This is a genomic window from Tahibacter sp. (assembly GCF_035481375.1).
Taxonomy (GTDB): Bacteria; Pseudomonadota; Gammaproteobacteria; order Xanthomonadales; family Rhodanobacteraceae; genus Tahibacter.
The window spans coordinates 1-24,861 of the sequence record NZ_DATIGT010000130.1 but is presented as its reverse complement, the minus strand read 5'-3'; the positions used below and the strand labels follow the sequence as shown (position 1 = coordinate 24,861).

At 65.4% G+C, this 24,861-nt stretch carries 37 protein-coding genes; 18 read left to right on the top strand and 19 right to left on the bottom strand.

Annotation, left to right across the window (positions count from 1 at the left end; genetic code table 11):
• The 18 genes from VLF18_RS08695 to VLF18_RS08610 form a co-directional block, all read right to left on the bottom strand.
• A partial coding sequence (locus VLF18_RS08695; RefSeq protein ID WP_325279234.1) for a Mu-like prophage major head subunit gpT family protein occupies positions 1-218 on the bottom strand: 218 nt, incomplete at its 3' end.
• A gap of 60 nt (positions 219-278) precedes the next feature.
• Positions 279-683, bottom strand: coding sequence for a hypothetical protein (locus tag VLF18_RS08690; protein ID WP_325279233.1), 405 nt, complete (start codon positions 681-683; stop codon positions 279-281).
• A 54-nt stretch (positions 684-737) separates the two neighbouring features.
• A complete protein-coding gene (locus tag VLF18_RS08685) occupies positions 738-1,997 on the bottom strand; it encodes a phage protease (protein WP_325279232.1) in 1,260 nt (419 codons plus the stop codon).
• A 59-nt stretch (positions 1,998-2,056) separates the two neighbouring features.
• Entirely contained in the window at positions 2,057-2,281 is a 225-nt protein-coding gene (locus tag VLF18_RS08680; protein WP_325279231.1) for a hypothetical protein, read from the bottom strand.
• Positions 2,282-2,451: 170 nt separating this feature from the next.
• On the bottom strand, positions 2,452-2,982 hold the full coding sequence (locus tag VLF18_RS08675; protein ID WP_325279230.1) for a phage virion morphogenesis protein: 531 nt from the start codon (positions 2,980-2,982) through the stop codon (positions 2,452-2,454).
• Positions 2,979-4,142: a phage minor head protein gene (locus VLF18_RS08670; RefSeq protein ID WP_325279229.1), complete on the bottom strand. Its 1,164-nt coding sequence runs from the start codon at positions 4,140-4,142 to the stop codon at positions 2,979-2,981. Before VLF18_RS08670 ends, VLF18_RS08675 begins: the two co-directional genes overlap by 4 nt.
• Positions 4,135-5,709, bottom strand: coding sequence for a DUF935 domain-containing protein (locus VLF18_RS08665; protein WP_325279228.1), 1,575 nt, complete (start codon positions 5,707-5,709; stop codon positions 4,135-4,137). The genes VLF18_RS08670 and VLF18_RS08665 overlap by 8 nt, the downstream gene beginning before the upstream one ends.
• Positions 5,703-7,160 (bottom strand): hypothetical protein, encoded by a 1,458-nt coding sequence (locus VLF18_RS08660; protein WP_325279227.1) that lies wholly within the window; start codon positions 7,158-7,160, stop codon positions 5,703-5,705. Before VLF18_RS08660 ends, VLF18_RS08665 begins: the two co-directional genes overlap by 7 nt.
• 134 nt (positions 7,161-7,294) lie before the next feature.
• Entirely contained in the window at positions 7,295-7,831 is a 537-nt protein-coding gene (locus tag VLF18_RS08655) for a DUF3486 family protein (protein ID WP_325279226.1), read from the bottom strand.
• A gap of 4 nt (positions 7,832-7,835) precedes the next feature.
• The gene (locus VLF18_RS08650; RefSeq protein ID WP_325279225.1) at positions 7,836-8,144 is read right to left on the bottom strand and encodes a hypothetical protein; all 309 of its coding nucleotides are present in this window, start codon (positions 8,142-8,144) and stop codon (positions 7,836-7,838) included.
• On the bottom strand, positions 8,141-8,461 hold the full coding sequence (locus VLF18_RS08645; protein ID WP_325279224.1) for a hypothetical protein: 321 nt from the start codon (positions 8,459-8,461) through the stop codon (positions 8,141-8,143). The genes VLF18_RS08650 and VLF18_RS08645 overlap by 4 nt, the downstream gene beginning before the upstream one ends.
• Positions 8,449-8,685, bottom strand: a complete 237-nt coding sequence (locus VLF18_RS08640) for a hypothetical protein (protein WP_325279223.1) — start codon at positions 8,683-8,685, stop codon at positions 8,449-8,451. The genes VLF18_RS08645 and VLF18_RS08640 overlap by 13 nt, the downstream gene beginning before the upstream one ends.
• Positions 8,682-9,392 (bottom strand): hypothetical protein, encoded by a 711-nt coding sequence (locus VLF18_RS08635; RefSeq protein WP_325279222.1) that lies wholly within the window; start codon positions 9,390-9,392, stop codon positions 8,682-8,684. Before VLF18_RS08635 ends, VLF18_RS08640 begins: the two co-directional genes overlap by 4 nt.
• A gap of 144 nt (positions 9,393-9,536) precedes the next feature.
• Positions 9,537-9,935: a hypothetical protein gene (locus tag VLF18_RS08630; protein WP_325279221.1), complete on the bottom strand. Its 399-nt coding sequence runs from the start codon at positions 9,933-9,935 to the stop codon at positions 9,537-9,539.
• The gene (locus VLF18_RS08625; protein WP_325279220.1) at positions 9,932-10,582 is read right to left on the bottom strand and encodes a transglycosylase SLT domain-containing protein; all 651 of its coding nucleotides are present in this window, start codon (positions 10,580-10,582) and stop codon (positions 9,932-9,934) included. The genes VLF18_RS08630 and VLF18_RS08625 overlap by 4 nt, the downstream gene beginning before the upstream one ends.
• Positions 10,579-10,875 carry a hypothetical protein gene (locus tag VLF18_RS08620; RefSeq protein ID WP_325279219.1) on the bottom strand — a complete coding sequence of 99 codons (297 nt, stop codon included), beginning with the start codon at positions 10,873-10,875 and terminating at the stop codon, positions 10,579-10,581. Before VLF18_RS08620 ends, VLF18_RS08625 begins: the two co-directional genes overlap by 4 nt.
• Positions 10,876-10,988: 113 nt before the next feature.
• Positions 10,989-11,396, bottom strand: a complete 408-nt coding sequence (locus VLF18_RS08615; protein ID WP_325279218.1) for a hypothetical protein — start codon at positions 11,394-11,396, stop codon at positions 10,989-10,991.
• A gap of 5 nt (positions 11,397-11,401) precedes the next feature.
• Positions 11,402-11,878 (bottom strand): helix-turn-helix domain-containing protein, encoded by a 477-nt coding sequence (locus VLF18_RS08610; protein WP_325279217.1) that lies wholly within the window; start codon positions 11,876-11,878, stop codon positions 11,402-11,404.
• 313 nt (positions 11,879-12,191) lie between these two features.
• Here VLF18_RS08610 and VLF18_RS08605 point away from each other — a divergent pair, with 313 nt between their 5' ends.
• The 18 genes from VLF18_RS08605 to VLF18_RS08520 all read left to right on the top strand — a co-directional run bounded on the left by VLF18_RS08605 (position 12,192) and on the right by VLF18_RS08520 (position 22,745).
• Positions 12,192-12,827: a hypothetical protein gene (locus tag VLF18_RS08605; protein WP_325279216.1), complete on the top strand. Its 636-nt coding sequence runs from the start codon at positions 12,192-12,194 to the stop codon at positions 12,825-12,827.
• Positions 12,824-13,147 carry a hypothetical protein gene (locus tag VLF18_RS08600; RefSeq protein ID WP_325279215.1) on the top strand — a complete coding sequence of 108 codons (324 nt, stop codon included), beginning with the start codon at positions 12,824-12,826 and terminating at the stop codon, positions 13,145-13,147. Before VLF18_RS08605 ends, VLF18_RS08600 begins: the two co-directional genes overlap by 4 nt.
• A gap of 13 nt (positions 13,148-13,160) precedes the next feature.
• Positions 13,161-14,045, top strand: coding sequence for a hypothetical protein (locus tag VLF18_RS08595; protein ID WP_325279214.1), 885 nt, complete (start codon positions 13,161-13,163; stop codon positions 14,043-14,045).
• Between the two features lie 2 nt (positions 14,046-14,047).
• The gene (locus VLF18_RS08590) at positions 14,048-15,850 is read left to right on the top strand and encodes a hypothetical protein (RefSeq protein WP_325279213.1); all 1,803 of its coding nucleotides are present in this window, start codon (positions 14,048-14,050) and stop codon (positions 15,848-15,850) included.
• 5 nt (positions 15,851-15,855) lie between these two features.
• Positions 15,856-17,013 (top strand): ExeA family protein, encoded by a 1,158-nt coding sequence (locus VLF18_RS08585; RefSeq protein ID WP_325279235.1) that lies wholly within the window; start codon positions 15,856-15,858, stop codon positions 17,011-17,013.
• 3 nt (positions 17,014-17,016) lie between these two features.
• Positions 17,017-17,565, top strand: coding sequence for a hypothetical protein (locus VLF18_RS08580; RefSeq protein ID WP_325279212.1), 549 nt, complete (start codon positions 17,017-17,019; stop codon positions 17,563-17,565).
• A complete protein-coding gene (locus VLF18_RS08575) occupies positions 17,555-17,770 on the top strand; it encodes a hypothetical protein (RefSeq protein WP_325279211.1) in 216 nt (71 codons plus the stop codon). The genes VLF18_RS08580 and VLF18_RS08575 overlap by 11 nt, the downstream gene beginning before the upstream one ends.
• Positions 17,763-18,119: a hypothetical protein gene (locus VLF18_RS08570; RefSeq protein ID WP_325279210.1), complete on the top strand. Its 357-nt coding sequence runs from the start codon at positions 17,763-17,765 to the stop codon at positions 18,117-18,119. Before VLF18_RS08575 ends, VLF18_RS08570 begins: the two co-directional genes overlap by 8 nt.
• Position 18,120: 1 nt before the next feature.
• Complete coding sequence (locus VLF18_RS08565; protein ID WP_325279209.1) at positions 18,121-18,501, top strand: hypothetical protein; 381 nt, start codon at positions 18,121-18,123, stop codon at positions 18,499-18,501.
• Positions 18,485-18,751: a hypothetical protein gene (locus VLF18_RS08560; RefSeq protein WP_325279208.1), complete on the top strand. Its 267-nt coding sequence runs from the start codon at positions 18,485-18,487 to the stop codon at positions 18,749-18,751. Before VLF18_RS08565 ends, VLF18_RS08560 begins: the two co-directional genes overlap by 17 nt.
• A complete protein-coding gene (locus VLF18_RS08555; protein ID WP_325279207.1) occupies positions 18,748-19,626 on the top strand; it encodes a hypothetical protein in 879 nt (292 codons plus the stop codon). Before VLF18_RS08560 ends, VLF18_RS08555 begins: the two co-directional genes overlap by 4 nt.
• A gap of 2 nt (positions 19,627-19,628) precedes the next feature.
• Positions 19,629-20,168 carry a hypothetical protein gene (locus VLF18_RS08550; protein ID WP_325279206.1) on the top strand — a complete coding sequence of 180 codons (540 nt, stop codon included), beginning with the start codon at positions 19,629-19,631 and terminating at the stop codon, positions 20,166-20,168.
• Positions 20,165-20,527, top strand: coding sequence for a DUF2528 family protein (locus tag VLF18_RS08545; protein WP_325279205.1), 363 nt, complete (start codon positions 20,165-20,167; stop codon positions 20,525-20,527). Before VLF18_RS08550 ends, VLF18_RS08545 begins: the two co-directional genes overlap by 4 nt.
• Positions 20,524-20,988 carry a regulatory protein GemA gene (locus VLF18_RS08540; RefSeq protein ID WP_325279204.1) on the top strand — a complete coding sequence of 155 codons (465 nt, stop codon included), beginning with the start codon at positions 20,524-20,526 and terminating at the stop codon, positions 20,986-20,988. The genes VLF18_RS08545 and VLF18_RS08540 overlap by 4 nt, the downstream gene beginning before the upstream one ends.
• A complete protein-coding gene (locus tag VLF18_RS08535) occupies positions 20,985-21,251 on the top strand; it encodes a hypothetical protein (RefSeq protein WP_325279203.1) in 267 nt (88 codons plus the stop codon). The genes VLF18_RS08540 and VLF18_RS08535 overlap by 4 nt, the downstream gene beginning before the upstream one ends.
• A 1-nt stretch (position 21,252) precedes the next feature.
• Positions 21,253-21,513 (top strand): hypothetical protein, encoded by a 261-nt coding sequence (locus VLF18_RS08530; protein WP_325279202.1) that lies wholly within the window; start codon positions 21,253-21,255, stop codon positions 21,511-21,513.
• Between the two features lie 252 nt (positions 21,514-21,765).
• A complete protein-coding gene (locus VLF18_RS08525) occupies positions 21,766-22,410 on the top strand; it encodes a hypothetical protein (RefSeq protein ID WP_325279201.1) in 645 nt (214 codons plus the stop codon).
• 2 nt (positions 22,411-22,412) lie between these two features.
• On the top strand, positions 22,413-22,745 hold the full coding sequence (locus VLF18_RS08520) for a Mor transcription activator family protein (RefSeq protein ID WP_325279200.1): 333 nt from the start codon (positions 22,413-22,415) through the stop codon (positions 22,743-22,745).
• 258 nt (positions 22,746-23,003) lie between these two features.
• On the opposite strand, the gene VLF18_RS08515 is transcribed toward VLF18_RS08520, so the two are convergent.
• Positions 23,004-24,861 (bottom strand): serine hydrolase domain-containing protein (locus VLF18_RS08515; RefSeq protein WP_325279199.1); only part of this gene is annotated, 1,858 nt, incomplete at its 5' end.

Sequence of the window (24,861 nt, the reverse complement as noted above, 5' to 3'; positions counted from 1 at the left end):
GAATAGCCATGCGTCTGGATTCCGTTGACGACACGGTCGCCGATCCACTCGCGCATGCCCGGCAACTGGCCGAGCCATCCGTATTCCTCGGTGCCCGTCGACGACGGGACAACGGTTGCGATGCCTTCGTACAGGCTCGCGGCCTGACCGAACCCGCCCATGAACGCCGTGTTGAACGCGACGTACAAGGTGCTGAGGTTTTGCCGATTGATGATCATGTTTCGGTCGCTCCTAGGCGGCTCGATTCGGTGATGACGGCGTGCGGTTGTCCGCGCGCGTTAGATGCGGACCCAGACGCCGACGGCGTCGACATCGACGATGACGCCGGCTTCTTTGCGCGCAGCGCTGTTGTCGGTCTTCGCGACCGTCTGGTCGTCGACGAGATAGCAGACGTTGCCGATGTCAGCGCGCGCGATCAGGTCGCCCGACGCCGAGTTCGCGTAGCGGAAAACGCCTCGACGCACCGGCACCGTGAGATCGCCAGCAGCGCCGGTGTTGACGACGGTTTCTTCTGCCATGCCGACGCAGACGCCGGCACTCGCCGTTCCCGCGGGAACGGCATAGCCGCCCGTGGCGAGCAGCGTGACCATGCCGCCCGCATAGATCGTGGTGGCTGCTGCGACCGGGAATGCGAACTGGTCGCCCGAGCGCCGCGGAGTGTTGCGGCCAGAAGTGAGTGCCATAGAGATTTCCTGCTGGTGTGAAGTGGCGTGTGAGGCGCGAGCGGCGCGAGCGCGCTATGCGCGATTCGTCGCCTTGAGCGACTTCGCGAACGCTTCGGGCGTGATGCCGCAGTTCGTGCAGATCGCGAGCTGGTCGACGGTGAGTCCATGCGCGTTTTCGCCGGTAGCGATCGGCGACACGCCGCGGGTCTGCGTCGACGTCAGCGCGGCGATCGGCTGCGCCTTGTCGAGATACGCCGTCAGCGCCGCGAAATCCTTCTTACCCAGGTCCGTCGCCCAGTCTTTCAGTGCCGGCAACAGACGACCGTCGGCGAGGCCCGTTTCGACGAGCGCGGCGACCTTGCCGTTGCGCGATTCCGAGGTGAGCGCCGCGATCTGCGTGCGCAGCTCTTCCACGGCCGCGACGGGCACGTACTTCGCCGGGTCGGCGCCACTCGCCACGTCGGCCTTGGTCTTGATGGCCGTGCACGCGGCGATTGCATCGGTCGACGCGACAGATTCCGCGATACCGATTGCACGGCGCAGCGAGTTCGATTCGTCGGCGCGCGCCTTCAGCGCGGTGCACGCCGCGACGGCGTCGCCGGCACCGACACCCTCGCCGATACCGAGCGCGTTGCGCAGCTGGTCGAGTTCATCGAACTTCGGCTTGATCGCGGCGCACGCAGCGACGGCCTGGGCTTCCGTCGTCGAGGAGGCCGTGAGGCCGAGCGCCGCACACAAAGCAGCGAGCAGTGGATTCATGAGATTCTCCGAGTAGGTGCCGAGTCGAGCGGCAGCGAGGACAGCAAGCGGTTCGAGGTTGTCGAGCGCGGGGTCGTTCGTCAGCGCGCCAAACACGAGATCGAGGACGTCGCCGGTTTGCTCGTCGTACGAAAACACCGGCGAGAAGTAGCGGTATTCCTTGGCGCGGATGTGGTCGCGCGCGCGCTGCGTCAGCTCGACCGTGCCGTACAAGCCTTTGCCTTCACGCCACGAGAGGCCACGAAACCAGCCGGCCGCCGGAGCCGGCTGCCCGTTCTGTTCCTTGCGCAGCGTCTGGTGCTCGTAGTCGATGACCGGCGGAACGCGGCGTGCGCGGAAGCGATCGATGACGCGCGCGGCGAGCGCCGCGTTGATGCGCCACGCAGGCACTTTCATTTCGCGGCCGTCAATCGGCCGGAACTCGCCGGCCGGCGTGACCTGGATTTCGATCGTGTCGCCGGAATGCTCGGTGATCTCGAAGGAGCACGCTGCGAGCGCGACCGCGCCCGCGGCGATCGACGAACAGATCGCGAGCGATTTCAGATGCGAATGTGCGGAGGGTGCGCCGTGCATGCGGCGCAGTGTTGCGAGATGAACGCGGCCGGTCTTGGGGCCGCGTTCACAAGAAGCAGTTACAGCGGAGCGACCTCGTAGTAATCGTTGTTGTCGTCCACGTAGAGATGCACAAATCCGCCGACTGATCGAAGCGGTCGGCCGTCCTCGGTCGTGTACCGCGAATAGAAGTCAGGATCTCGCACTTCGTCGCCGCGAGCTGTCCCGCGATCGCCGCGCCATTCGATGATGGTGACAACGCGCTCGCCCATCCTGGCCTTCCGTTCGATTCGCTGCTCGCCCATGACTGCTCCTTGCTGGACAAAGGAGCATTGATCGTACGCCCGCACTCCTGAGCGCGCCAAATGACCAGTGGAGCCCGCCAAGATCGCCCGGAAACCGACGTCAGACGTTGCGTCGCGATCGCGGACGGGCAACCCCTGCGGTCGGGCGCCCCAAATCGCCACAGGCGCGCTCAAGCGCCGCGCCCTCCGAACGCACGTCCGAGCCACCAGTGCACCCGCTCGACGATGAAAGCCTGATCGGATTTCGACAGCCCCATGTACGGCCGCGCCGGCAGCGGCGGGGGAATGACCTTGGCCGTCGGATGACGGCCGCCGGGCCACGACAACGCTGTTTTCGCGCGTGGCTTGATCTCGTACGTTTTGCGCCCGCCGTCTTGCTGGACCTGCGCATATGGCAACGGTGCCGTCTCGACGCCGGCCGTGTTGTCCGTCCAGCTCGGCCGCAGCAATCCGCTCAGGTAGCCATCCTCGACGAGGATCTTCGGTCCGCGCTTGCTGAGCCGCGTGCTCGGCGCGAGCGGCGCCCACGGACGACCGTCGGGCGCCGTCGACGTCACGAATCGATCCTGCGTGCTGTGCAGCAGCCCTTCCGCCAGGTCAGCCATGAGCGGCGACGCACGCTCGAACGTCTGCTGCAGACGCGCGCCTGACGCCTGGAACTGCGTGTCGTCCCACTCGATCCGGAACTCGAACAGGCTCACGTGCCGCTCCCGAGCCGCTCGTAGCGCGGCGCCGGCAACGCATCGGCGCTGCCCATGCTGCCGTCGACAATCGCAACGGCCGAGCCACCAACGTCGGCGAGACGCAGTTGCAGGAGTTGCTCGCCGATCGGCCATGCATAGACGACAACGCCCGTTGCGGTATCGCGATAGATCGCACTCGGCCGCGTCAACCACGTCGCGATATCGCGCAGAAACGCGTCTGGCACGCCGTCGCGCAGCAGCTGCTGCACGACGTCAGCGCGCACGTCAACCAGCGTCGACGCCGCGCCGAGCGCCTCCGCTGCGGCCGGCTGCAGCATGCCGACGGATATCGTGCGTGCCGGACTCGTGGTCGCGTCGATTGCGCGGCCAATCTGCGGCGCGGCGTCGGCGAACAGATCGCCGGCCTGTCGTTGCGCATCGCGCAAGGCGGTGTCGCGCCACGACGCCGGCATGGCTGCAACACGCTCGCCGAACGCGTGTGCCGCGGCCTGGGATCGCGCCGCTTCGCCGGGCGAGTACTCGAAGCCAGGATCGATGCCGCGTGTATCGACGGAGCCCTGCGCAGGATCCATGACGCGAAGCCCGAGTCGCTCAACGTCGGCCGCGCTCAGCGCGCGCGTTCCGCATTTGCATCCCCAACCGTTCTGCGGGAAGTGCGTGCGCCACCAGACGTCGCTGTAGTGCCTCACGAGACCATGCCACGCCTGGTGCATCGGACGCGGCGTACGGCTGATACCGATGTCGTTGTGTCGGTATTGCCAGTAGGGCCGAGCCGCGATCATGTCCGGATGCATCAGCTGCGCGAAGCGACCGGCGTTGTAGCTCTGACGCACGTTCGTGTCGTAGATCACGCGTGTACGCCACGAGCGGCCCGCAGCGGACTCCTCGCCGGTCCAGCCCGTCCAGCCGCGCGCGCGCACAATATCGTCGAACCGCGATCGGAACTGCGTGAGCGTTTCACCGTCGGTGATCGCGCGGTGGACGGCGTCGCGCAGATCGTCGAGCAGCGCCGCGCGGGTTGCACCGGCGACCATGAATCCGTGTGCATGGTCCTCGCGCCACAGATCGTCATACCGCGCCGTCGGCACGTTGACCTTGGCCGCGAAAAAGCGGACCTGCTCGTCGAACGGCCGCGCGGCGAAGCGGAAGTCAGGCACGATCGTCCACCGCGTCGACGCGGCCCGCGCGCTCGGCCGCGGCCGAGGTACCCGCGACGATCTGCGCCAGCTCGTCGAGCGGCAGATCTTGCATCAGCGTCGACAGCCGCGCGAGCACATCGTCGTAGTCGGTAGCCTGATCGATCTCGCTGCGAATGCGCGCGATCCACGCGTCGCTCGCGCCGCGGCTGCGCGTCATCAACGCATCAACGAGCGCGTCGACGTAGTCCGGTGTACGCGTCGCCGTCGCCGCCGCACGGCGCGTCGCCGTGGCGGACGCCAGTCCCAGTTTGCCCGGCACGGCTGCCGGCTTGCCGAGCATCGGCTCGCCTTCCTCGGCCTGCGGCACGCCGAGCTTCTCGTGCGCCCACTGCAGTGGGATGTTCATGCCGAGATTGACGAGCACCGGCAGCGCCGTCGCGTAGACGCCCATGTCCTCGGGTTCTTCGGTCGCGAAGCGCAGCGTTGGCGCACGCTTCACACCATTCGGCGCGAGGCCGTTGAGCGCAGCGATCGGATAGACCAGGTCGCGCGACAGCGTACGCGCGACCTGGCGCGCATCGCTGTCGCGCAGATCGACGCGCACGTCGTTGTGCACGTTGCCCAGCGCATTCGTGTTGCTGCCGCGGTCGGCCTGGCTCGTCAGCGTGCTACCGAGAATGACCTTGCTCTCGGTTCGCTCGCACCAGTCGATCATCAACTCGAACGCATCGGGATCGCCGGTCGCTGCGTCTTTGAAGTCGATCATCATGCCGTCGGGAATGATGCCCGCGGCCTTGTGCCCGATGCTCACGAGCGCACGCAGCAGCGTCATCTTGTCCTTTTCGCTCGCGCCCGACGGGTACTTGCCGATGCGCACCGGCAGGCCGTAGATCTCCAGGAATTCCGCCAGGTCGCCGAGCGAGTAGCTTTTGAACAGGTAGGGCCAGACGAGTGCGCGAAAGAGCCCTGCGCGCTCGATGTAGCCGCTCTTGGCCCTATGGACATGCGTCACCCACCCGAACGGGTTGAGCACCGCGCCGTCCGGGCTGCTATCGCGCAAACGGATCTGCTGACCGCCGATCGCGCGGAACGGCCGGAACCAGGTCTGCGGCCGATGCTCGATCAGCTGCGGCAACCAGGTCGCGCCGTCGCGCGCCCATGTGATTTCCTGGCACACGAATCCCTTGCCGATCGCGTCGGTCGTGTCGAACAGCACCGACTCGAAATCGTCGAGGTCTTCGAGCATGTCCTTGAGCGACGCGGCGCCGGCCTTCTCGCGCGCCGTCGCGTTGCGCGGCGGCACGATGTCCCAGTCGAGCGTCAGCAGCGCGCGGCGGCGCTTGCTCATCTCTGCGTGGATGTGGCCGTCCTTTTCCTCCATGTCTTCGAACAGCTCGTACTGCGCGACGACGTCGCCGTTCTCGGCGGAATCGAGAATCGCCGCGAGCCGCGACGGCGTGAGGCCGCGTGTCGGATGGCCCTGAATCTCGTGATGCAACCACGCGACGTGACTGGTTTGCGGCTCCTGCAAGTCGTCGAGTTCGATCGGCTCGCCGTTGGGACCGACTACTTGGGACATCACCATGCGCGCGGCTCCGGTAGTGCGAGGTCGTCGTCAGGCCGATCGCGCATGCGCGTGCGATCAGCGGCTGCGTTTTCGATGCCGCGCGGATGCGACGGCACTTCCATGAATTCGATCGGGCCCGCATCGATCATCTCGACGGCGTACATCGCGAGCGCGCATGCAATCGCGGTGTCGCCGTGGCGCTCTTTGCCGTCGGCGCCGACCGTACGTGCGTCGGCTGGAACGCTTGCCACACCGTTGCGACGTCGCACCGAGCGCAAGTCGCCGAGCACGTCGGCGTCGGCCGGTGTCGTGATCGTGCCGTCCTCGAAATGCGCACGGAACCGCGGCATGTTCTCCCGATACCACGAGACGCTCAGCATGACCTGCTGTATGCGCTGCGCACCGAACTCCTGAGCCGCGACCTCGGCGAGATAGCCGCCGTTGCCGGTCGCATCATGAGCGCCACCACGGAAATTCGGTAGCCGCCTCACGAAAAAGAACAGCACCTGACGCTGCTGCTCGTAGGGGATACAGCGCAGCTCGATCACAAACGGCGTGTGCAGCGAACAGTCTTCCTGCTCGGCAACGGGCCACATGGACGAGAGGTCGGCGATGCGCGCGAAGTCGCTGCCGTAGTAGTGCGAGCGATCTTTCGCGAGCTGCTCGAGCACCGGTGCGAGTTCGCCCTTGCACCATTCCTCGCACTCAGCCTCGCGCTGCGCCTTCGGCAGCATCGCGAACGCTTCGTCCTTCTCCCAGCGAATGACGGGAATGTCGGGGCGCTGCGTCGCGACGATCTGAGCACGCGTGAGATACGCGCCCTGACCGGACGACGGCACGACATCGAGTTCCTCGGCCGCGCCGGAGCCGTAGAACTTATAGACCGACGCGACCCACAGATCTTCGGCGTCTGGTGTGTATACCTCGCCCTTGCGCAGGCATACGCGCTCGTAGAGCCCCTGCGCAACGGCGGTGCGGAAATCGATGTGATGCACGTTGCCCGCACGCTTGCCGGCGCGGATCTCCTGCACGAGTTCGTTGAACTCGTTGCCCTCGCCGTTGTGGGTCGACAGGATGCGCACCTTGCCGCCCCAGATCAGCAGCGCGATCGCCGCCTTGATCAACTCGCCGAGGTCATGATGGAACGCCGCCTCGTCGATCACGACGACGCCCTGCTTGCCGCGCAGGTTTGCCGGCCGCGAACTCAGTGCAACGATACGACTGCCGCTCGGAAAGCGAATCACGAACGTCTTGATGCGCTGCTCGGCATCCTTCTCGTCTTTGAAGATCTCCTCGGATTCCTCGATCGCCTCCGCGGCGCGGTTGAATTGCCGCGCCCACATGGCACACGCCTCGATGTACTCGATCGCCATGTCCATGTTGTAGCCGATGTAATAGACGTTCTGGCCGCCATCGCTGCGATCGCGCGCGGCGATCAGTACGTCGTCGGCGGCTTCGGCCCACGTCAAGCCAACGCGGCGACTTTTCTCGCCGACCTTCAGCGCAGAATCGTCCGCAATCCAGCACTGCTGGTACTCAAGCAACACGGCCGGCGCCGGTGCGCCGGCCGCGTTGGGAAGCGCGGCGTATAGCGGATCTGGCTTCACGTTCGAATACCGAGGATCGAGCGCCGGATCTCATCAACCGTCGCCGCCGACATGCCGGTCGTGCGTGCAACGTCCTTGAGCTTCTCGCGCTGTTCGGCGAGCAGCTGCTCGCGCGCACGCTCGGCCGCCTCGGCGGCGTACCGTTTGTGGTTCACCACAGCTTTGCTCATCTCCGCGATCGTCTTAAACAGCTTAGTGACGTCAATTTCGTCGGGGTCGACCTGCAGATCGACAAGCAACGTGAACATCTTTTCCTGCGCCAGGCGCATCAGCGCTTCATTCATCGTGCCGGCGTCGTCAGGACTGGCCTCTACGAGGGCGCGAGACTGCTCGCTCGCGATCTTTACGGCGCGTACGCGCTCCTCGAAACGCTCGCCCCAGCGATGGAGCGAGCTGCGCGAGATTTCGAAGCCGTTCTCAGTGAGCCACGCCGCTAGATCGCCGTAGCCGCTGAACGCGTTCGCGATCAGGCGCTGTTCCAGCTCGGCACGCACCTCCTCCGGCAGCTGCTCGACTTTCGGTCGAATCGGCATGGTGTCATCCCTGTTGCGGCGGTCGCGCGATGCCCGGGTAGCACTCGATCGCGTACTCGACCAGGTCGACACCGTAGTGCGTCAGCTCTGCAAACCACTCCGATCCACCGCGGCCGGTGATCTGCACGAGCTTGCGGTCTTCGAGGTAGTCCAACTCGCGACGCAGCGCGAAAAGCGTGACCTGGAACTTCGCACCGCTAAGCGCACCGAGCACGATCGTTTCGCTGAGCGCATCCGGTCGGCCGGCATCCAGAATCTTGAGCACGCGCCAGCGCATCGCTTCGCGGTGGAGGCGCTCCAGCTCAGTACTCATCGTGTTCCCCCTTTCTCCGCCGAAAGGCGGTTGTACAGTTCGAATAGTCGATCCAGCTTGGTTTCGAGAACGGTCGAGAATCGGATCCAGTCCTCTCGCCGCACGTACTCCGATGGCAGCGTGTGATTGATCCTCACGACTTCGCGTCTCAGCTCCTGCAAGCGAGCTGCCTCGTCGGCGAGCCGGCGCTCGACTTCGACAAATCGCTCGGCGTTGCGCTTCTCAGACTGTGAGAGCAGCACACGGCCGAATACGCCCATTGCGCCGATCAGGCCGATGAAGCCGACGGCCGCGACGCCCGCGGTCACTTCCAGCACGACGACCTCCGCTCGAACTCGTGCGCGCACGCGGCGCAGCGGCTCGTCCTGCGCAGCGCTGCAATGCGCGCGGCCTCGATCAGTTGATCGCAGTCGACGCACAGGAGGTCGGCACGCGCGTCGCGCGGCGCGTTCGCGAGAGCGACGCGCGCGAGCGTCACATTCAGTGCGGCGTCGCGATCAGCCTGTTCCTGCGCCTGCGCCATGTCGACGTCGTCTATCACGGTTGCGGCGGAGCCTCAGTGCCTTCGCCCTGGCATCCGTCGCCCTGGCACTGGCCGCTGTTGTCGATCGGCCCCGGCGATCCCTGCCGGCCGCTGTTGTTGTTGCTATTCCCTGTGATCACGTCACGGCCGACGTCGTTGCCGACGACATTGCCGCGACCGGACACCGTCGTCATCGTATCCGCGCTCGAATACGTGTTGCCGATACCGGCACCCGTTCCAGACACGTCGCCGCGGATCGAGTTCGTGAACGTGTCGCCTTGCTCGTTGTAGGAGCCCGTGATAGTGGTCGTCGTGACGCTGTGATCGCCAGCATTGCGCGTTACGTGATCGACGATGCTGACGACACCGTCGCTCGCGACTTTCGCGCCATAGACCTGAGCACCGACCCGCACGATGCTGTTGATCGTGTCCCAAATCGGCGAACGCTGCTGCGGCAACGATTCGACGCGCTGCTCGCGCGGATCATTCACGGTCAGCGATTCGACGCCAGTAAGCATGATCGCTTGCCCCGGCTGCGCTTTGAGTTCGAACAGCGGCTTACGATCGAGCGCGAGCTTTTGCTGCGCTTCGTAGTACGCCTTTGCTTCGCGCTCGCGCCACGGACTGCTCACGCAGCCGGCGAGGAAGGCAATGGCAGCAAGTAGCAGGACGCGGCCAATGGTTGCGACGTCGCAACGTTTGGCGATGAGACTGACGTGGTTCATGGTCGATTTCCCCAACCGTCTTTCCAGAATTCCCACCAGCGCGGCGGGGCCGGCGTTGTCGACACTTCGTCGATCAGCGCGTTGCAGCGCGTCGCGAGCTGGATGTAGCGCTTCGCGCAGAGGCGATGGTTATCGCCCAGGTCCTCAAGGCGGCCGCTGCGCGCTGGCGGTAGGCTCGTCTCCGCCTTCTGCAGCAGCTCCGCGTCGATCTGCGCCGGGTCCCGCGTTCCACGCGTTCCACTGACGCAACCCGTCAGCGCCCAGCTCGCAGTCAACAACAGCAGGACGCTCCGCAACGGCGCTTTTCCACCAGTTCGGCAACCCATCGTAGTAATCCTCGATGCGACGTTGATCGCGCGCGTGCTGCGCGCCGATCTCGCGACGGCGCGCGTTCTCGCGTTCGGTGTTGCGTGCGTTCCGTTGCTCGACGGCCAACGCTTTGCTGGCGCCATACCACGTGCGCGCCGTCCAGCCGCTAGCGAGACCCACGGCAAGCGCCGCGAGCGCAGCGTAGACCGCGACTTGGATGCGCACGGGACTCATGTGCACACCGCCGCGCCGGGCCAACCGGCGCGGATATACGCCGGCTCCAGAAGCCACAGAATGCGGCGCGGATAGCTGCGGTTTTCCTTCATGTGATGCTTGGCACGCGTGCTGTAGTGCTCGACGTGACCCCACCACAGCATGGGGTCGGCACCGTCCGCGACTGCCAGCGCCCGGTCGCGCGGTATCCAGCCGATGCCGCCGTTGTATGCGCTGAGCACAAAAGCCCAGCGATCACACTCGGTTGCAGCGCGCACGCGCTTGTAGATCCAGGCGTCGTAGCAGGCAATCGCGCGAATCGACCAGTCGGCGTCCCACGGATCAGGCGGGCCAACGCTGGGGCATACCGTAGGAAGCCACTCCGCTGTCGGCACCGTGAACTGCGAAAGACCGATGGCGTACGCACTCTTCGCTGCGGGCCGCCAGATGCTTTCCTGATGGATCTGCGCGGCGACACGTGCTGTCGGAGCGGCTACGCCGAAATTCGCCGCCACCTCGCGCTCCAGCGCAATGCGATAGCGCGCACTGGCTGCGGGCACCGACACGGCCGCCGATGGCGGCGCGGCGATCGCACACTCGTGCAGCAACGCGGCGACGATCACGATCAGCGCTAACGTGCGCAGCACGGTGATGACCTTGCGCGTCACGGCAGCAGCGCTCCGGCGACGATCGCCGACGCGACGATCAGCCCCTTCCGTTTCCACGCAGTGCCCTGCTCGATGCCCGTGAGTTCACTCGGGTTCGCCCCGGGGAAGATGCGCGAATCGCACCAGTCGCCAGCAAACGCGAACAGCGCGAGCTTGCAGATGCCCCACAGAACGAGGCCGATCTTCAGTGGATTGAGGAACACCACGCATACGAACGTGATGAGAAACAGCCACAGCACCGGCTGCTTGCTCAGACGAACACGCAGACCGGACAAACGATTCGAAATGCTCACTGACTTCTCCGCCGACCCCAAGAACGGCAGCGGAGCTTCGGCGCCGCTGCTTGCGGCGCAGAGTGTCTATCTCAGAAATCGCGCGGTCTTTGGGCCGCGGTCATAACGGCGACTCAGCGCGATACGCGGCGCGAAATGTTCTCTGCCGGTCGCGGACTAAGATTGGCTGCCTCGCATGCCGCAATAGCTCGCAAATCTGATATCTGGATCGGCGGCATGAGGCGTAGATCGCGCCCGACATGTTCGAACTGTGCAGCAAACGTCTTGCTTCCGGTGTAACCACCGAAACCATTCTTCGCGTTGACCGAATAGCAGACGCAGTCGCCTGATTGAAAGTCCAGCTCCACGAGCGCGAGCTTGCATTCCAAAGGACGGGAGACGCGATAGTCAATTGCGCTCAGCGGATCCGTCAGAGACTTCGCCACCATGCGATCGACGCTGCTTGCGAGCGCATCGTCAGGCTGCTGTGCCGATGCGGCAACGGCGTACATCTGGAACGCAATGATCGCGACCAATCGCATAGCACTCACTCCGGCTGAAGTATTCGAGCTGCACGCGCGAAGCCGTGCGCCTCGTTTCGGATAAATGCGTCCCGAGCCGCTCCATCTGGAACGCCCGCAACGCGGTTGTATACAAGCGATGCTAGGCCGGCGAGCCGAGTAGCTTCCAGCTCTTCCTGTTGAGTTGGGGGCTCGGATCGCATTGCGCGTAGCAACGCCAAGTAGATGCTTGCCAGCAGCTTGGGATCAATCTCGGCGATAGGCGCGACGCGCTCGTCGCTATCGCGGAACGGCGTTCCGATACCGAACAGAAGCCAGTCGGCGCTTATATTTCGTGAGTCAGCAAACGGAAGCAGAGTCTCAAACGGCAATGAGCCTGATCGTTTCCGGTTTGCGTACGCGCTTGTCGTGAGCCCCAGATACCGCCCAACTTCGGCAAAGGTGCTCGCCTTGAGCGCCTCCTTTAGCCGAGCCATCACAGTCTCGAACGTCGGCTTTCGCATTGTTAGTCATCCGTGCTTGCGAACTCACAAAGTATGAGTTAGTGTGCTTTCAAATGGAAAGCAGCTTAGCACGGACAACGATGCCGACTCGCCGCACCCTGCCCGCTGGACCCGAACTGTATGCAGCTGTTCGCGCCGGCTTCGTCGCCCAGCAATCCAGCCTACGAGCGTGGTGCACGGAAAGCGGCGTGACGCCTGCATGGGCGCGCCAAGCACTCCTTGGCATTCGCGGCGGTCGGGCTGCGTCCCTACTTCGTATCCGGATCGCACGCGCATCTAAAGCGCGGTTCGTATCAGCAGGGGAGACTCGCCAGTGAGCACTGAATTCAAGACCGCGTTGTTGCGCCTCAAGGAATCTCTGGCCGTCGAGTCGGACAAGGATGTTGCGGAGTTTCTTGGAATGACAGCAAGCGCCTTTTTTGAGCGCAAAAGGCGCCACGCATTTCCCGAGGACAAGCTGCGCGCAGCGGCGCAAAAACACCCAGAACTCCGACTGGATGTGGATCGCACCCTGGGCCAGCCCGCAACGGCGAGCGACCTTGCTACCCGGATCAAGAGCGTGATGGCTACGCTAGGTCTCAAGCAAAAGGCGCTTTCGCAGCAACTTGGTGTACCGCTAGATCGCGTGAAGAGCCTCACTAGCGGGCGCGCGTCCAAGCTCACGCCGGACGAACTGGCAACGCTTACCGACCGCATGCGCGTCAACCCATTGTTCCTGATTTCCGGCACTACCCCGGTGACGCAGGAGCAAGCGTACCAGCCCCACGCAACCGATCTTTCCGAAGAGCTCTCGGATATCGCCGCCCAGGCCCTACGCCTGGAGCGCGGACTGCGCGAGACATCGCTCGCCGTGCAGCTCAATGAGATTGCCACAGAGCTTCGACGCACGAACGAGCGGCTCGATCGAATCGAAGCCACAGTGGCTGCTATTGCGAGGTCTCTGGGATGAGCGCGCGCAAGAGCAAGCCCGAAAGCCAGCAGGCCGCGCGCCGCATGCTGGGCCTCATCTGGATTCTGCAGGGCAACACGTTTCACGGCCTGCGCCTGAAGGCGATCGCCGACGTCACCAAGCAGCTGCCCGGTACGACGCTCCGCGACCTCGAAGTACTTGCCGAGGAAGGCATCGCCGAGCGCATTCCCGGCCGCGACGACTACTGGCGCCTCACGCCGCGGCTCGTGCAGCTCGCCGTCGCACATCAGCACGAAATGGCCGCCGTCCAGGCGCGCCTCGACGAAACCATCCAGCGCTATTCGCGCAAACCCACCTGACCAGGAGCACCCGATGGGACGTAAAGCAGCACCCGCCGCCGAGCCAGTCGCAGGGCAGTACATTGCCGCGACAGCGACACCGGCACCGATCGCGGCACAGATCGACGCCGCGCGCGAGCGCCAGCAACAGGCGGTCATGCAGTACGGCGACGGTCTGCCGTGGCACATCGATCACTACGAGGCCGCGATCCGCCAGGAGATGCGCCGTGGCTGCGAGGCGTTCCTGCGCGCGGGCCGCTACCTGCTCGTAGCGCGGCAGTGTGTTGATCATGGCGAATGGGGCGGGATGCTCGGCCGCCTGGGACTCGGCGCGCGTCAGGCGCAACGGATGATCGAGGCGGCCCATCGCATCGACGCCCTGCCAAATGCGTCGACGTCGACGCATTTGATCGCCGCGGCGAAGTCCGAAAGCAAGCTGATCGAGCTGCTGAGCTTGCCAGAGGACCAGTTCGCCGAACTGGCCGAAGGCGAGGAGGTCGGCGGCATCACGCTCGATGACGTGAGTCGCATGTCGGTCAAGGAGTTGCGCGCCGCGCTGCGCGAGTCGCGCGAGGACATCGCAGCGAAGAACGAGCGGCTGCTCAAGAAGGAAGAGCAGCTGGAACGCAAAGAGAAAACGATCCGCGGGCTCAAGAAGGAGCGCGATAAGGCCGAGCCCGAAGAAACCACCGCACTGCTGCGCGACGCGTGTGTCCGCGCAGCGCTGAGCGTTCGCTCCGACATCGATGCGAACGGCGACGTCGCGTCGCTCCGCACGACGTTCGAGGAACTGTTCCAACACGACAGCGGCGCCGCAACGCAGACGTTCCTGGCTGGCCTCATCGGCGAAGCGCTCGTCGCGCTGCGCGGCCTTCGCGATGAGTTCGGCCTCCCGATCATCAACGACGACGCGGAGTAACGATGAACGCCGTCGTCACGGAGCGCTTGGTCGATATCGCGCGTGCGGCTGCTGCCGCCGGCTGGGGCCGCGCGACAGCGATCTACGACGCCGCGGCGCGCGAACTCGGCATCAGCCGACAGACCCTGCTGCGCAAGCTCAAGGCCGTGCAGCTCAAGGCGCCGCGCAAGCGCCGCGCCGACGCCGGCCGCGCCACGCTGACGCGCACCGAAGCCGAGCGCATCGCCGCGGTCGTGGAGGAGACGCGACGGCTCACCGGTACCGGCACCGTGCCGCTCGACCAGGCTGTCGAGCTGCTGCGCGCAAATGGCAAGATCGTCGCCGGCCGCGTCGACGAGAGCACCGGCGAGTTTTTCCCGTTGTCCATTTCTGCCATCCGGCAGGCGCTGCGCAGCTACGGTCTGCACCCTGACCAGCTCGCGCAGCCGACGCCGGCCGCGTCGCTGAGCAGCCCGCACCCGAACTGGTGCTGGCAGGTCGACGCGTCGGTGTCGCGCCAGTACTACCTCGCCGACGATGGCGCCGCCGTGATGCCGCGCGCCGAGTACTACCGCGGCAAACCGCAGAATTTTCAGCGCATCAGCGATCGGCGCATCTGGCGCTACGTGGTCACGGATCACTGCACCGGTTGCCTGAGCCTGTTTTACGTGCTCGGCAGCGAAACCACGGGCAATCTGCTCGACGCGCTGATCCACGCGATGGTGCCGCACGCCGACGGCACGATGCATGGCGTGCCGCGAATCATCATGACCGATCCGGGCGCGGCGATGACGAGCAGCGCTACGCGCAACTTCTGCAGCGCGCTCGACATCGAGCTGCAGATCAACGAGCGCGGCAACGCCCGCGCGAAGGGACAGGTCGAGAACGCGCAGTACCTCGTCGAGACGCATTTCGAGGCGACGCTCAAGCTCACGACGCCGGCAACGTCGATCGACCAAATCAACGCGATGGCGCAGCGCTGGTGCCGGCTCTGGAACTCGACGCGCATTCACAGTCGCACCGGACTTACACGCCGCGACGCCTGGCTGCGCATCACGCGCGAACAGCTCGTGCTCGCACCGGCAGCGGAAGTACTTCGCACGCTCGCGGTCAGCGCGCCGAAAACCTGCACTGTGCGCAGCTGGCGCATCAGCTACAAGGGCAAGCCGTACGACGTGAGCGGCATTCCTGGTTTGATCCAGGCACAACGAATCCAGGTGATGGCGAATCCGTTCGACCCGCTGAGCGTGCGCGTGTTGATCGACGGCGAGGATGGCAGGCCGGCGCACGCCATAGCGCCGCTGATCAAGCGGGACGACTGGGGCTTCCTCGAAACCTCCGCGCAGATCGGCACCGAGTACAAGCGCCCGGCGGAAACGACCGTCGACGCCAACCGCAAGGCAATCGAGCGGCTCGCGATGGACGCGACGACCGACGCCGAGGCGATCGCGAAGCGCAAGAGCAAGGCGGTTCCGTTCGGTGGCGCCATCGACCCGGAGCTGCCGACGCGGCAAACGCCGATCGTGCCGCACCTGCCGCGCGCCGGCACGCCGAGCGACGTGGCCACGCCGACGATCGTCGAGGCGCCTGCGCCGCGCACGATGCCACGTGTGCACGAAGTGCCGCTACTCACACACACCGAGGCGGCGATGCGCCTGGTCGCGATCGTGCGCGACCAGGGCGGCACGTGGAGCGCCGAGTACCTGCAGCTGCTGCAGCGTCGCTACGCCGACGGCGTGCCAGCTGATCGGCTCGACCTGATCGCCGCTGAGTTGCTCGTACCGCCGACCGTAACGCCGCTGCGCGTCGTGGGAGGTGGCCGGTGACGCTGATGCTCAAGACCGTGCTCGCCGAAAACTCGATCACGCACGACCAGCTCGCGAATGACGTCGGCCTGAGCCGACCTGCGCTCTCGGCGCTCGTCAATCACGACCGCTGGCCGGTGAGCACCAACGCGCGCGAACTGCGCGCCGCTATCTCGAAGTTTCTGCAGGCGCGCGGTATCGATGCAAAGCGCGTGTTCTGCAAAGAGGCGTCGCCGCGCGCCAACGCGGCGACGCCGAGTTCCCAGCCCCAAACCCAGGTCCAGGAGAATCAGATGCTACTGCGCAAACAGACACTCAGCCAAGCGGCGCGCCGCGTATTCAATCTGCAGCGGAATCCGTTTGCTGAGCCGACCCAGCACACCGATGTCTTCATGTCGCCCGACATCCGTTACGTGCGCGAAGCCATGCACGGCGTCACGCGGCATGGCGGCTTCCTTGCTGTCGTCGGCGAGTCCGGCGCCGGCAAGTCGACGTTGCGAGAAGAGCTGCTCGACCGTGTCCAGCGCGAGAAGCAGTCCGTGCTCGTAGCGCAGCCCTACGTGCTGGGCATGGAGGACAGCGACAGCAAAGGCAAGACGCTGCGCGCGCAGCACATCGCGGAATCGATCATGTCCGCCGTGGCGCCGCTCGCCCGTATCGCGTCATCACCGGAGCAGCGTTTTGCCCAGCTCCACAAGGTGCTCATCGGCAGCAGCCGCGCCGGCAACATGCACGTGCTGATCATCGAAGAGGCACATGCGCTACCGGTTCCGACGCTGATCCATCTGAAGCGATTTATCGAGCTGAAGGATGGCATGCGTCCGCTCCTGGGCGTCATTCTGATGGGTCAGTCGGAGCTTGTGCTGAAGCTCAGCCAAGCCGATCAACGAGTGCGCGAAGTTGTGCAGCGTCTTGAGATCGTGCAGCTGCCGCCGCTCGACGCGCAGCTTGAGTCCTACCTCGCGCACAAGTTCGAGCGGGCCGGCACGGCGCTCACGCGCGTACTGGAACCGGGTGCCATCGAAGCGTTGCGCGTGCGGCTCACGCCGACGGACTCGCGCCGCCGACAGGAAGGCTCGCTTCTCTATCCGCTGGCCGTTCAAAACGTGCTCACCGCCGCAATCAACGCCGCGGCCGAGTTGGGCTGCGAGCGCGTCACCGCCGACATCGTCAAGGAGGTTTGAGCCATGCGCACCAATGTCCACAACACGACTTCTCAGTACGACCAGCGCCGGACGCGAGGCGCAAATATCGCGCGCGGATTAGCCAGTGAGTGCCGCGGCCCCACACCGAAAACCTCTGGCAGTGCAGGAACCGGTTGCCTCGTCGAGGCGGCGCGCGCGATTGGCGTCGCGCGTGCGACACGTCTGCCGGTGGGACTGTGCGTCGTCGTGCTGCTCGCGCTGGCGCTGATCGCTTCGATCAGTCCAGCGCGAGCGGACACGCTCGATATTTACACGGGCAAGCAGCGCTATCGCTACGAAGGAACCGTTCTCGTCGTCGATCAGGCCGGCCTTGCCGCGTTGGTCGGTTTCGATGCGCAGACACTGTCGGTGACGAAGCGTGCACCGCCTTCGCACAAGCGCCCGCCGATCAAATGGTTTGCCGTCATCGGTAGCAACTCCGGCGTCGCGGCGCGCGACTGGAACTCGTGCAGACAGATATCGATCGTCTACGCCGAGAGCAGCTCGATGCACGTTTCGCTGGAATGCACGGAGGTCTTCCATGAACGCTAATACGGTTTCGACGGCGGCGCCGTGTCCTCACTGCGGTGACGATCTCGTCGACAACATCGACTCCTACGTCCAGAACTGGGTGCCGGCTGCGAGCGCGCCGCAATGCGAACTAGTCGCCGACCTCGTCGTGCGTTGCTGCAGCTGCGACGCGCTGCTCAATGCGTTCGTGCCGATTAGCCAGTTCACGGTGGTGCCCCATGACTAGCGATCATAATCCGCAGCTCAGCGCGGCGGCACGCGTGGTCATGGACGCCTCGATGCTAGCGCAGGATGCGAGCGTTCCTATCACGCATCGGTTCATGACGCTCGCACTGATCATCGAGGAACTCGTGCTCGTGCAGCACTCGCTGATTCAGCCGGGCATCGTCGCGCCGCCGGACGCGAAGAAGACCGCGATGCTCGTGGCGATCGTCACCAACGTGATCGAGCGGCTCGGACGACTTGCGCGTGACGACGAAGCCTCCGGTGCACGCGTGCTGTTGCACGAAATGGCTGTGCGCATCGAGTACGCGCTCTCGCCGAATGGCCCGCTTCAAGAGCCGCGGAGCCACTGACATGCAAGCCGATCTGTTCGATGCCCGCATCACGCCCGAACGCGTTCTACGCGCGCTCGCCGCGCATTGCGGCGCATCGAACGGGATCAGCGCGCGACGCCTCGTGCGCGTGCTGACGGGCGAGGAGAGTGCTGCAGGCGAGCGCGCGCTGCGGCACGTCATCGAGGCGATGCGTACGCAGGGGCACCGTGTGTGTGCGCATCCGTCCACCGGCTATTTCCTGGCCGAAAACGATGCCGAACTGGACGCGACGTGCGAATTTTTGTTCGCCCGAGCGATGACATCTCTGCGGCAGATCGCAGGCGTCAAACGCGTCGCTCTTCCCAAACTGCGTGGGCAGCTACGGCTGCCGATAGGGGGCAACGATGAATCCGAACAATGAGGCGATTCGCAAAGCACTGGCCAGCGCGACGGGCGCGCTGTTCGAACTCGACGACCGAGGCTGCACCGCGGCTTGCATCGTCATCAAGGACGGCCGCGCGCGCGTGCTGATCGCCGAGCCCGCCGCGCCGCTCGCGGACGCGGCTCTGTTCTCGCCGATCGACGGCGGGCAGCCGCGCGAGGTCGGCACCGTGCAGCTCGCAGGCTGCAGCATCGAGTGGGACATCAGCCGCGGGAGTAAGGCGGCATGACCACCGATCTTCGCTCGGAAATCCTGCGCACGCTGAAGACGCTGCGAGAAGCAGGCCCGTTGTCGCCCACGGCGAGCGAACTCGCCGATGTCGTGCGCCCCACGTCAAAGGAGCCATTCGACCACGAGCTGCGCCGTCTGGTGGCCGCAAACGTTGTCGAACGCATTCACTCGCCTGATGGTCATCGCTATCAGCTGCGCGGCAAGCTCAGCGCAGCGAGCACGAGCGCGCCTGCATCCACGCAAAGTGCGACGGCGGAAACATGCGATGACGCGGATCGAAGCACGTCCTATAGCGACCGCAGATTCATGCAGGAAGGCACCAATACGAGCCGCGTTTACGATGCGCTGCGCAGCATGACGGCACCGGCGCAGAACGCTGATCTCTGCTTGCGCGCCGAACGCACGACCAAAGAGGTCAACTCCGCATTGTGTACGTTGCGCAATCGCGGCCTCGCCGTCCGGTACGGTGAGAACCAGGCGTCTCTTTGGCTCGACGTAGACGCGCCGCGCGCGGTGCTCGAAATGGTGCCGGCCAACCTGCGTGGCGCACCACATGGAACACCCGACGCGGTGCGCAAGCATCGGCGCCTACTCGGCACGTTGGAAGTAGTTCCCACGGACCCAGGTGCGCGCGAAGTCGAGATCCCGAGAACATCGACGCCACCACCGGCGACGGTATCGCGCGCAGTCACGGCGCTCAAACCGTTGCTCGCGGCGTACCAGCTGCATAGCCACATCGCCAGCGCCGTACTTGACGTCGAGGAGCTGCTCGGTGACGCGATCGACGATCGCGCGACGCACGCGGTTCTCGGTCACATTCAGCGCGCGGCGTGTGAACTGCGCTTTGCGCTTGCACTCGCCAAAGGAGCCTGACCATGTCCGAGCCCATGAAGCAGATCGAGCAGCTCGCCAAGGCGCTTGCCGATACGCGCGACGAGCTGAAAGAGCGCCTGCAGACGCTGCGTGACGAGCAGGAAGATCTGCGCCGCCGCCGCATGAAGGGCATCGAGAATGCGCTCGCAAAATTCACCGCGGCGCACGACGAGCTGCTGCAGAGCGTCGAGGCGCATCCCGAGCTGTTCGAGAAGCCGAAAACGCAGACTTTCCACGCGATCCGCGTCGGCTGGGTCAAGGGCCGCGGCCGGCTTGTCATCGCTGACGCTGCTCGCACCGTCGAGCTGATCGAAAAGCGCATGCCCGATCGCCTCGACCAGCTGGTCAAGACGACGCGCTCGCCGATCGCTGCGGCGATTCAGCAACTCTCCGGCGCAGAGCTGAAGTCGATTGGTGCATCTGTCGTCGACGGCAACGATTCGCCGTTCGTGAAACCGGTCGATGACGAGATCGACAAGCTGGTCAAGGCGCTGCTGCGCAGCGACGACGGTGCCGCCCGGGCGGAGGCCGCGCTGGCATGAGCACAATTCGCCGATACACCATCGTCCACGATGCAACGGGAATGTCGATCATGCTGGATGTCGACCTTTCCAAGCTCACTGCAGAGCTGGCCGACGAAATCAATCGGTTCTGGATCGAGTGGGAGTGGCGACTCGATACCCACGACGGTGACGTCATTGCCGTCGTGATCAAGCTCGCTGCACAACGGTTCCTGGCGCTGTTGCTGGAGGATGAGGACAGCCGGTGGGCGCAGCATGAGTTCGACCGGAGTGAAGGTTGGCCGCCGCACGGTGCGCACGGGATTAAGTTGGTCGACTGCGACGGTCTACCCGTGCTTGATCTCGACGAGCTATCGATCATTGAGAGTGTCGTCGTATGAAGCCGCGGCGTACACGCGCGACGGGAAAGGATCCGCGCAAGACCGATCTCGCGCGGATTCACATGCTGTCGGCGCAGCTCAAGCTCGATGACGACACATACCGCATGCTGCTGGAACGCGTGACCGGTTCCCGTTCGTCGAAAGACCTCGACGAAACGCAGCGTCGCGATGTGCTGCGCGAACTGAGCCGGCTCGCCGGCGACGGCGATCGCGGTGCAGCACAAACAGCGCTGCCCGACGCACCGAAACGCGTTCGAGCAGAGCTTCGCGCGATGATCGGAAAAGTCAGCGCACTGCTGACCGAGCGAAAGCTCGGCTGGTCATACGCGCACGGCCTCGCGCAGCGCATGTTCCAGACGCAACGCATCGAGTGGCTGCGAGCCGACCAGCTGCACAAGGTCGTTGCTGCGCTCTCGTACGACCATGCGCGCCGCGCCGCACGCAACACGGAGGCGAAATGACGCTGACGATGCTGATTATCGCAACGACTGTCGCAGCGGTACCGGCCGTCGCTTTCGGTTTCTGGTGGCGTGGCCGGTTAGATCGCTCGAATGCGTCGACGTCGACGCAACCGGCCGACGACGGCGCGTTTGCGCTCGTCGAAATTCAGCTATTCGGCGACACCGTGCGGACGCAGGTGCGCGTCGACGTACAGCGCATAGAGGCGCTGGCAAACGGCATGGGCAAGACGCTATCCGATCTCCCATCAACAGCGAAGCATTGATATGAGCAGCTACGCCTCGGCCGCTGTCGTCAGCTCGTGTTGCCATCGCTGCGAGGGAGACGCCTGCATCTTCGTTTTCCTGTTCGGCTCGTTGTTCCTCGTCGTCCTGTTGGCTCTTACGTGGGGCGCTGACGCGCGGCGCTGGGCGTTCGCGCGCGGCTACGCGCGGCGCACTGTAGTTGCGATCAGTGCTGTCGCGCTGTTGGCCGCGACCTACGCGGTCGTCGAGCTGTTCATTTTGGGCATGGAGCTACTGCGATGAGGACGCGACACGCATGAATCGCCGGATTAGACGACCTTCGCCGCAGCTCGCACACGAAGCGCTCTACGTGCGGCCGCCGCATTTTTCCGACAACTGGGTGGGCCGGCGCGTCGTACTGCATGCGGGTGTCAAGACGGCGCTGGGCAACTATCCCGCGTCTGTCGTTTGGACGGTCGAGAAGCGCTCTCGCGTGCCGGCGTGCTGGGTGCTTCGCGCCGAAGTGCCCGCAGTCGACGGCGGCAGCTATCGAGCGTGCATCGTGGTGGAGCACCGGCAGTTGCGCGACAAGAGGCTTGCGGGGTGGCTGCCGTTGTGAAAGTCACATGCCCCTGCTGCTCAAGCGATTTCCCGATCGAGGCCGGTTTTTCGGACGCCGACGGCAAGCGGTTGGCTGCGCTCATGGTCGAATTCGAGCCAGCTCTCGGCCGCGCCGTGCTGTCATACCTGCGGCTTTTCAAGCCGGCGAAGACCTCGCTGCGCGTCTCGCGCGCGATATCGATCGTTGCCGAGCTGCTCGACCTCGTCCGCACGGGAACTGTATGCCGGGATGAGCGCAATGGCCTACGCCGGCCGGCTCCCGCTTCGGTATGGATCGCCGGCATCGAGCAGATGCTCGCGCAATCCGGCATAGAGACGCCGCTCGACGGCCACAGCTACCTGCGCAAGGTCGTATTCGGACTCGCCGACCAGGTCGACGCCAGGACTGAGCGCGCTCGCGAGGACGCGCTTCGTTCGCCGACCGGCCCTCGCATCGGCGCAAGCCCGAAAGGCGCGCCGGAAACGCCGCTCGCGGCCAAAATGGCCTGGCTGCGCTCGCAGCTCGACTACGGCGCCATCGACAAGGCCGAGCACGACAAGCGGGTCGCTGAGGCGCGTCAGGAGGCGCAGGCCGAATGAGCATGGCCGAGCGCCGCGCAGAGTTGCTACAGGACATGGTCGAGCAGACCAAGACGTTCCTTAGCGATTTCGGCGTCGCCGAGCCCGTGGCCGAACAGGCCGCCGCGGGCCTCGCCGACTACCTGGCTGAGCACTGGGGCGGCCAGGTAATCAGCATCCCGAAAGACCAAGCCTACAAGCTCGCCGCCCGCGACCGAGAGGTCGTCGAGGCGGCGCGCACCATGTCTATCGCCGGGCTCGCAGCTCGTTTCGGTATCTGCGAGCGGGCAATCCGACGCTTGCTCAAGCGGGCCAGCGCCCGCGCGACGCTGGACAGCCAGCTCGACCTGTTCTGACCGTCTCTCGCCGGCTCGTGCGGCCGGCGCTCCCTCGCTTGCTGAAATGTTGCGACTGACGCAACATTTTTTCCGGACTTCTCCGGCTCAGCCCACTTTGTCCCGACTCTTCCCGGCCTTTTTCTCAGTTTCCCCTAGGAAATATCTCAAGCGGGGACAGCTTTCGCTGCTGCGGACTGCCCGTACTCGTTTCTCACTCTCCCACGCTCCGCTGCATTCCTCCCGCTGCCCCGGACATCACGCCGCCGCGCCACTCGCTCAATCGACCTCGACAAACCGGTACTCGTGCTGCGCGTCGCGCAGCACGAGCGTGCGCTTGCCGCCGGATTCGCCGACGACGAACGGATAGCCGGTCACGCCCGGCGAAATCGTCACGAACGACAGCGTGCCGTCGTCGTCGCGGCGTGTCGCGACCTCGCTGTCCCAGCCACCGAAGTCGAAATGCGTGCGGCCGTTCGCGACGCGGATTTCGATGTCGCCGAGCGACGCCTCGCGATAGCGCGAGGCGAGCGCGCGCGTCGCTGCGGCATCAGCCGGCACGTCGAGCCGTTTGCGATCGGCCGCGGCCCGGTCGGCGAGCGTGCGCCGCTGCACCTCGACCTTGGCCTGCGCTTCGGCGCGGCCGTCGAACAGCACTTCGAGCAGGCGCCGGCGGAACAGGCCGCGCACGCTCGTGCCTTCCTCGGCGTTGATCAGGATCACCGCACCGACGCGATGTTCCGGCAGCCACATCATGTCGGACACGTAGCCGGCCATGATGCCGCCGTGATGCAACAGCGTCGCGCCGGTGCTGCGGTCGATCTTCACGCCGATGCCGTAGCCGAGATCGTCGCCGCGCGTGACCTGCTGCTCGCGCCGCGCGAGCAGCGGCGCTTCACCGATGTAGCGCGTGCCGTCGGGCAGCCGTCCGCCGTCGAGTTCCATCTGCACGTAGCGCAGCAGATCGGTCACGTTGCTCCAGGCGCCGCCTTCGGGCCGCGCCGGGATGCCGCTGTAGTTGTAGCCCATGTCGACGCGCGCCGGCGTGCCGTCGATGTTCCAGGCGTGCGGCGAGGCGTGATTGCGGCGCAGCGCGCGCGCGAAATCGAAGGTCGTCGCCTTCATGCCGAGCGGATCGAACACGAGCTTCTGCATCGCCTTGTCATAGGCCGCACCGAACTCGCGCCGCGGATACAGCGCCTTGCCGCCGACGTAGCCCGCGGCCGCGACCAGCGGATTGGAATACTGGTAGACCTCGCCGAAGCCGCTGGTCGGCTGCATCGTCGCGAGCGTGCGCATGAGCGTCGCCGGCGTCGCCTCGTCGCCGCCGAAGACCCATTCCATGTCCTGCCGCGGCATGCCGGTGCAGGCGCAGACGAGATGCTTCATGCGCATCTGCCGCGTCGCTGCGTCATCGCCGATGCGGAACGACGGCAGCACCGACGTCACCGGCGTATCCCAGCCGAATTTTCCGGCGTCGACGAGCTTGGCCAGCATCAGCGACGTCAGCGGCTTGGTGTTCGAGGCGACGAAGAACAGCGTGTTCGCGTCGATCGGGTCGGGCTTGCCGAGTTCGCGCACGCCGAAGCCGCCGGCGAAGACGACCTTGCCGTCCTGCACGAGACCGAGCGCGATGCCGGGCACGCCGAACCGTTCGCGCGTGCTGTCGACGAAGCGCGTGAGTTCGGCGATGCGCGTCGGATCGAGCGTGTTCGCCGTGCGGCCGGCGAAGGATTCGCGCGTGTAGCCTTGCGGCCAGAGGCGCCCGAACATCTGTTCGATCGACGCGTTGCGCTTGTCGGCGACGGCCGCATCGAGATCGGCGACGACGGCGGTCCAGCGCGCGCCGTGGCGCAGCGCCTGCGCGAACACGACGCGCGTGTCGTTCGCGGTCGTTTCGTAGCGGAACCCGCGGATCTCGGCCCAGCCGTCGCGCGCGGCACGTTCGCTCGTCAGCGTGAGCGGCCGCCGCTGCGCGATGCCGGCTGCGGCCCAGGCTTCGAGGACGGCGTCGGCGGCAGTCGCGGCCGTCGTGTCGACGAGCGCGATCAGCGAGCCCGCCTCGGGCGGCGTCAGCAACGCGGCGCGTCCCTGCGTGCGGACCGACCAGCCGGCCGGCACGACGAAGGTATGGCCG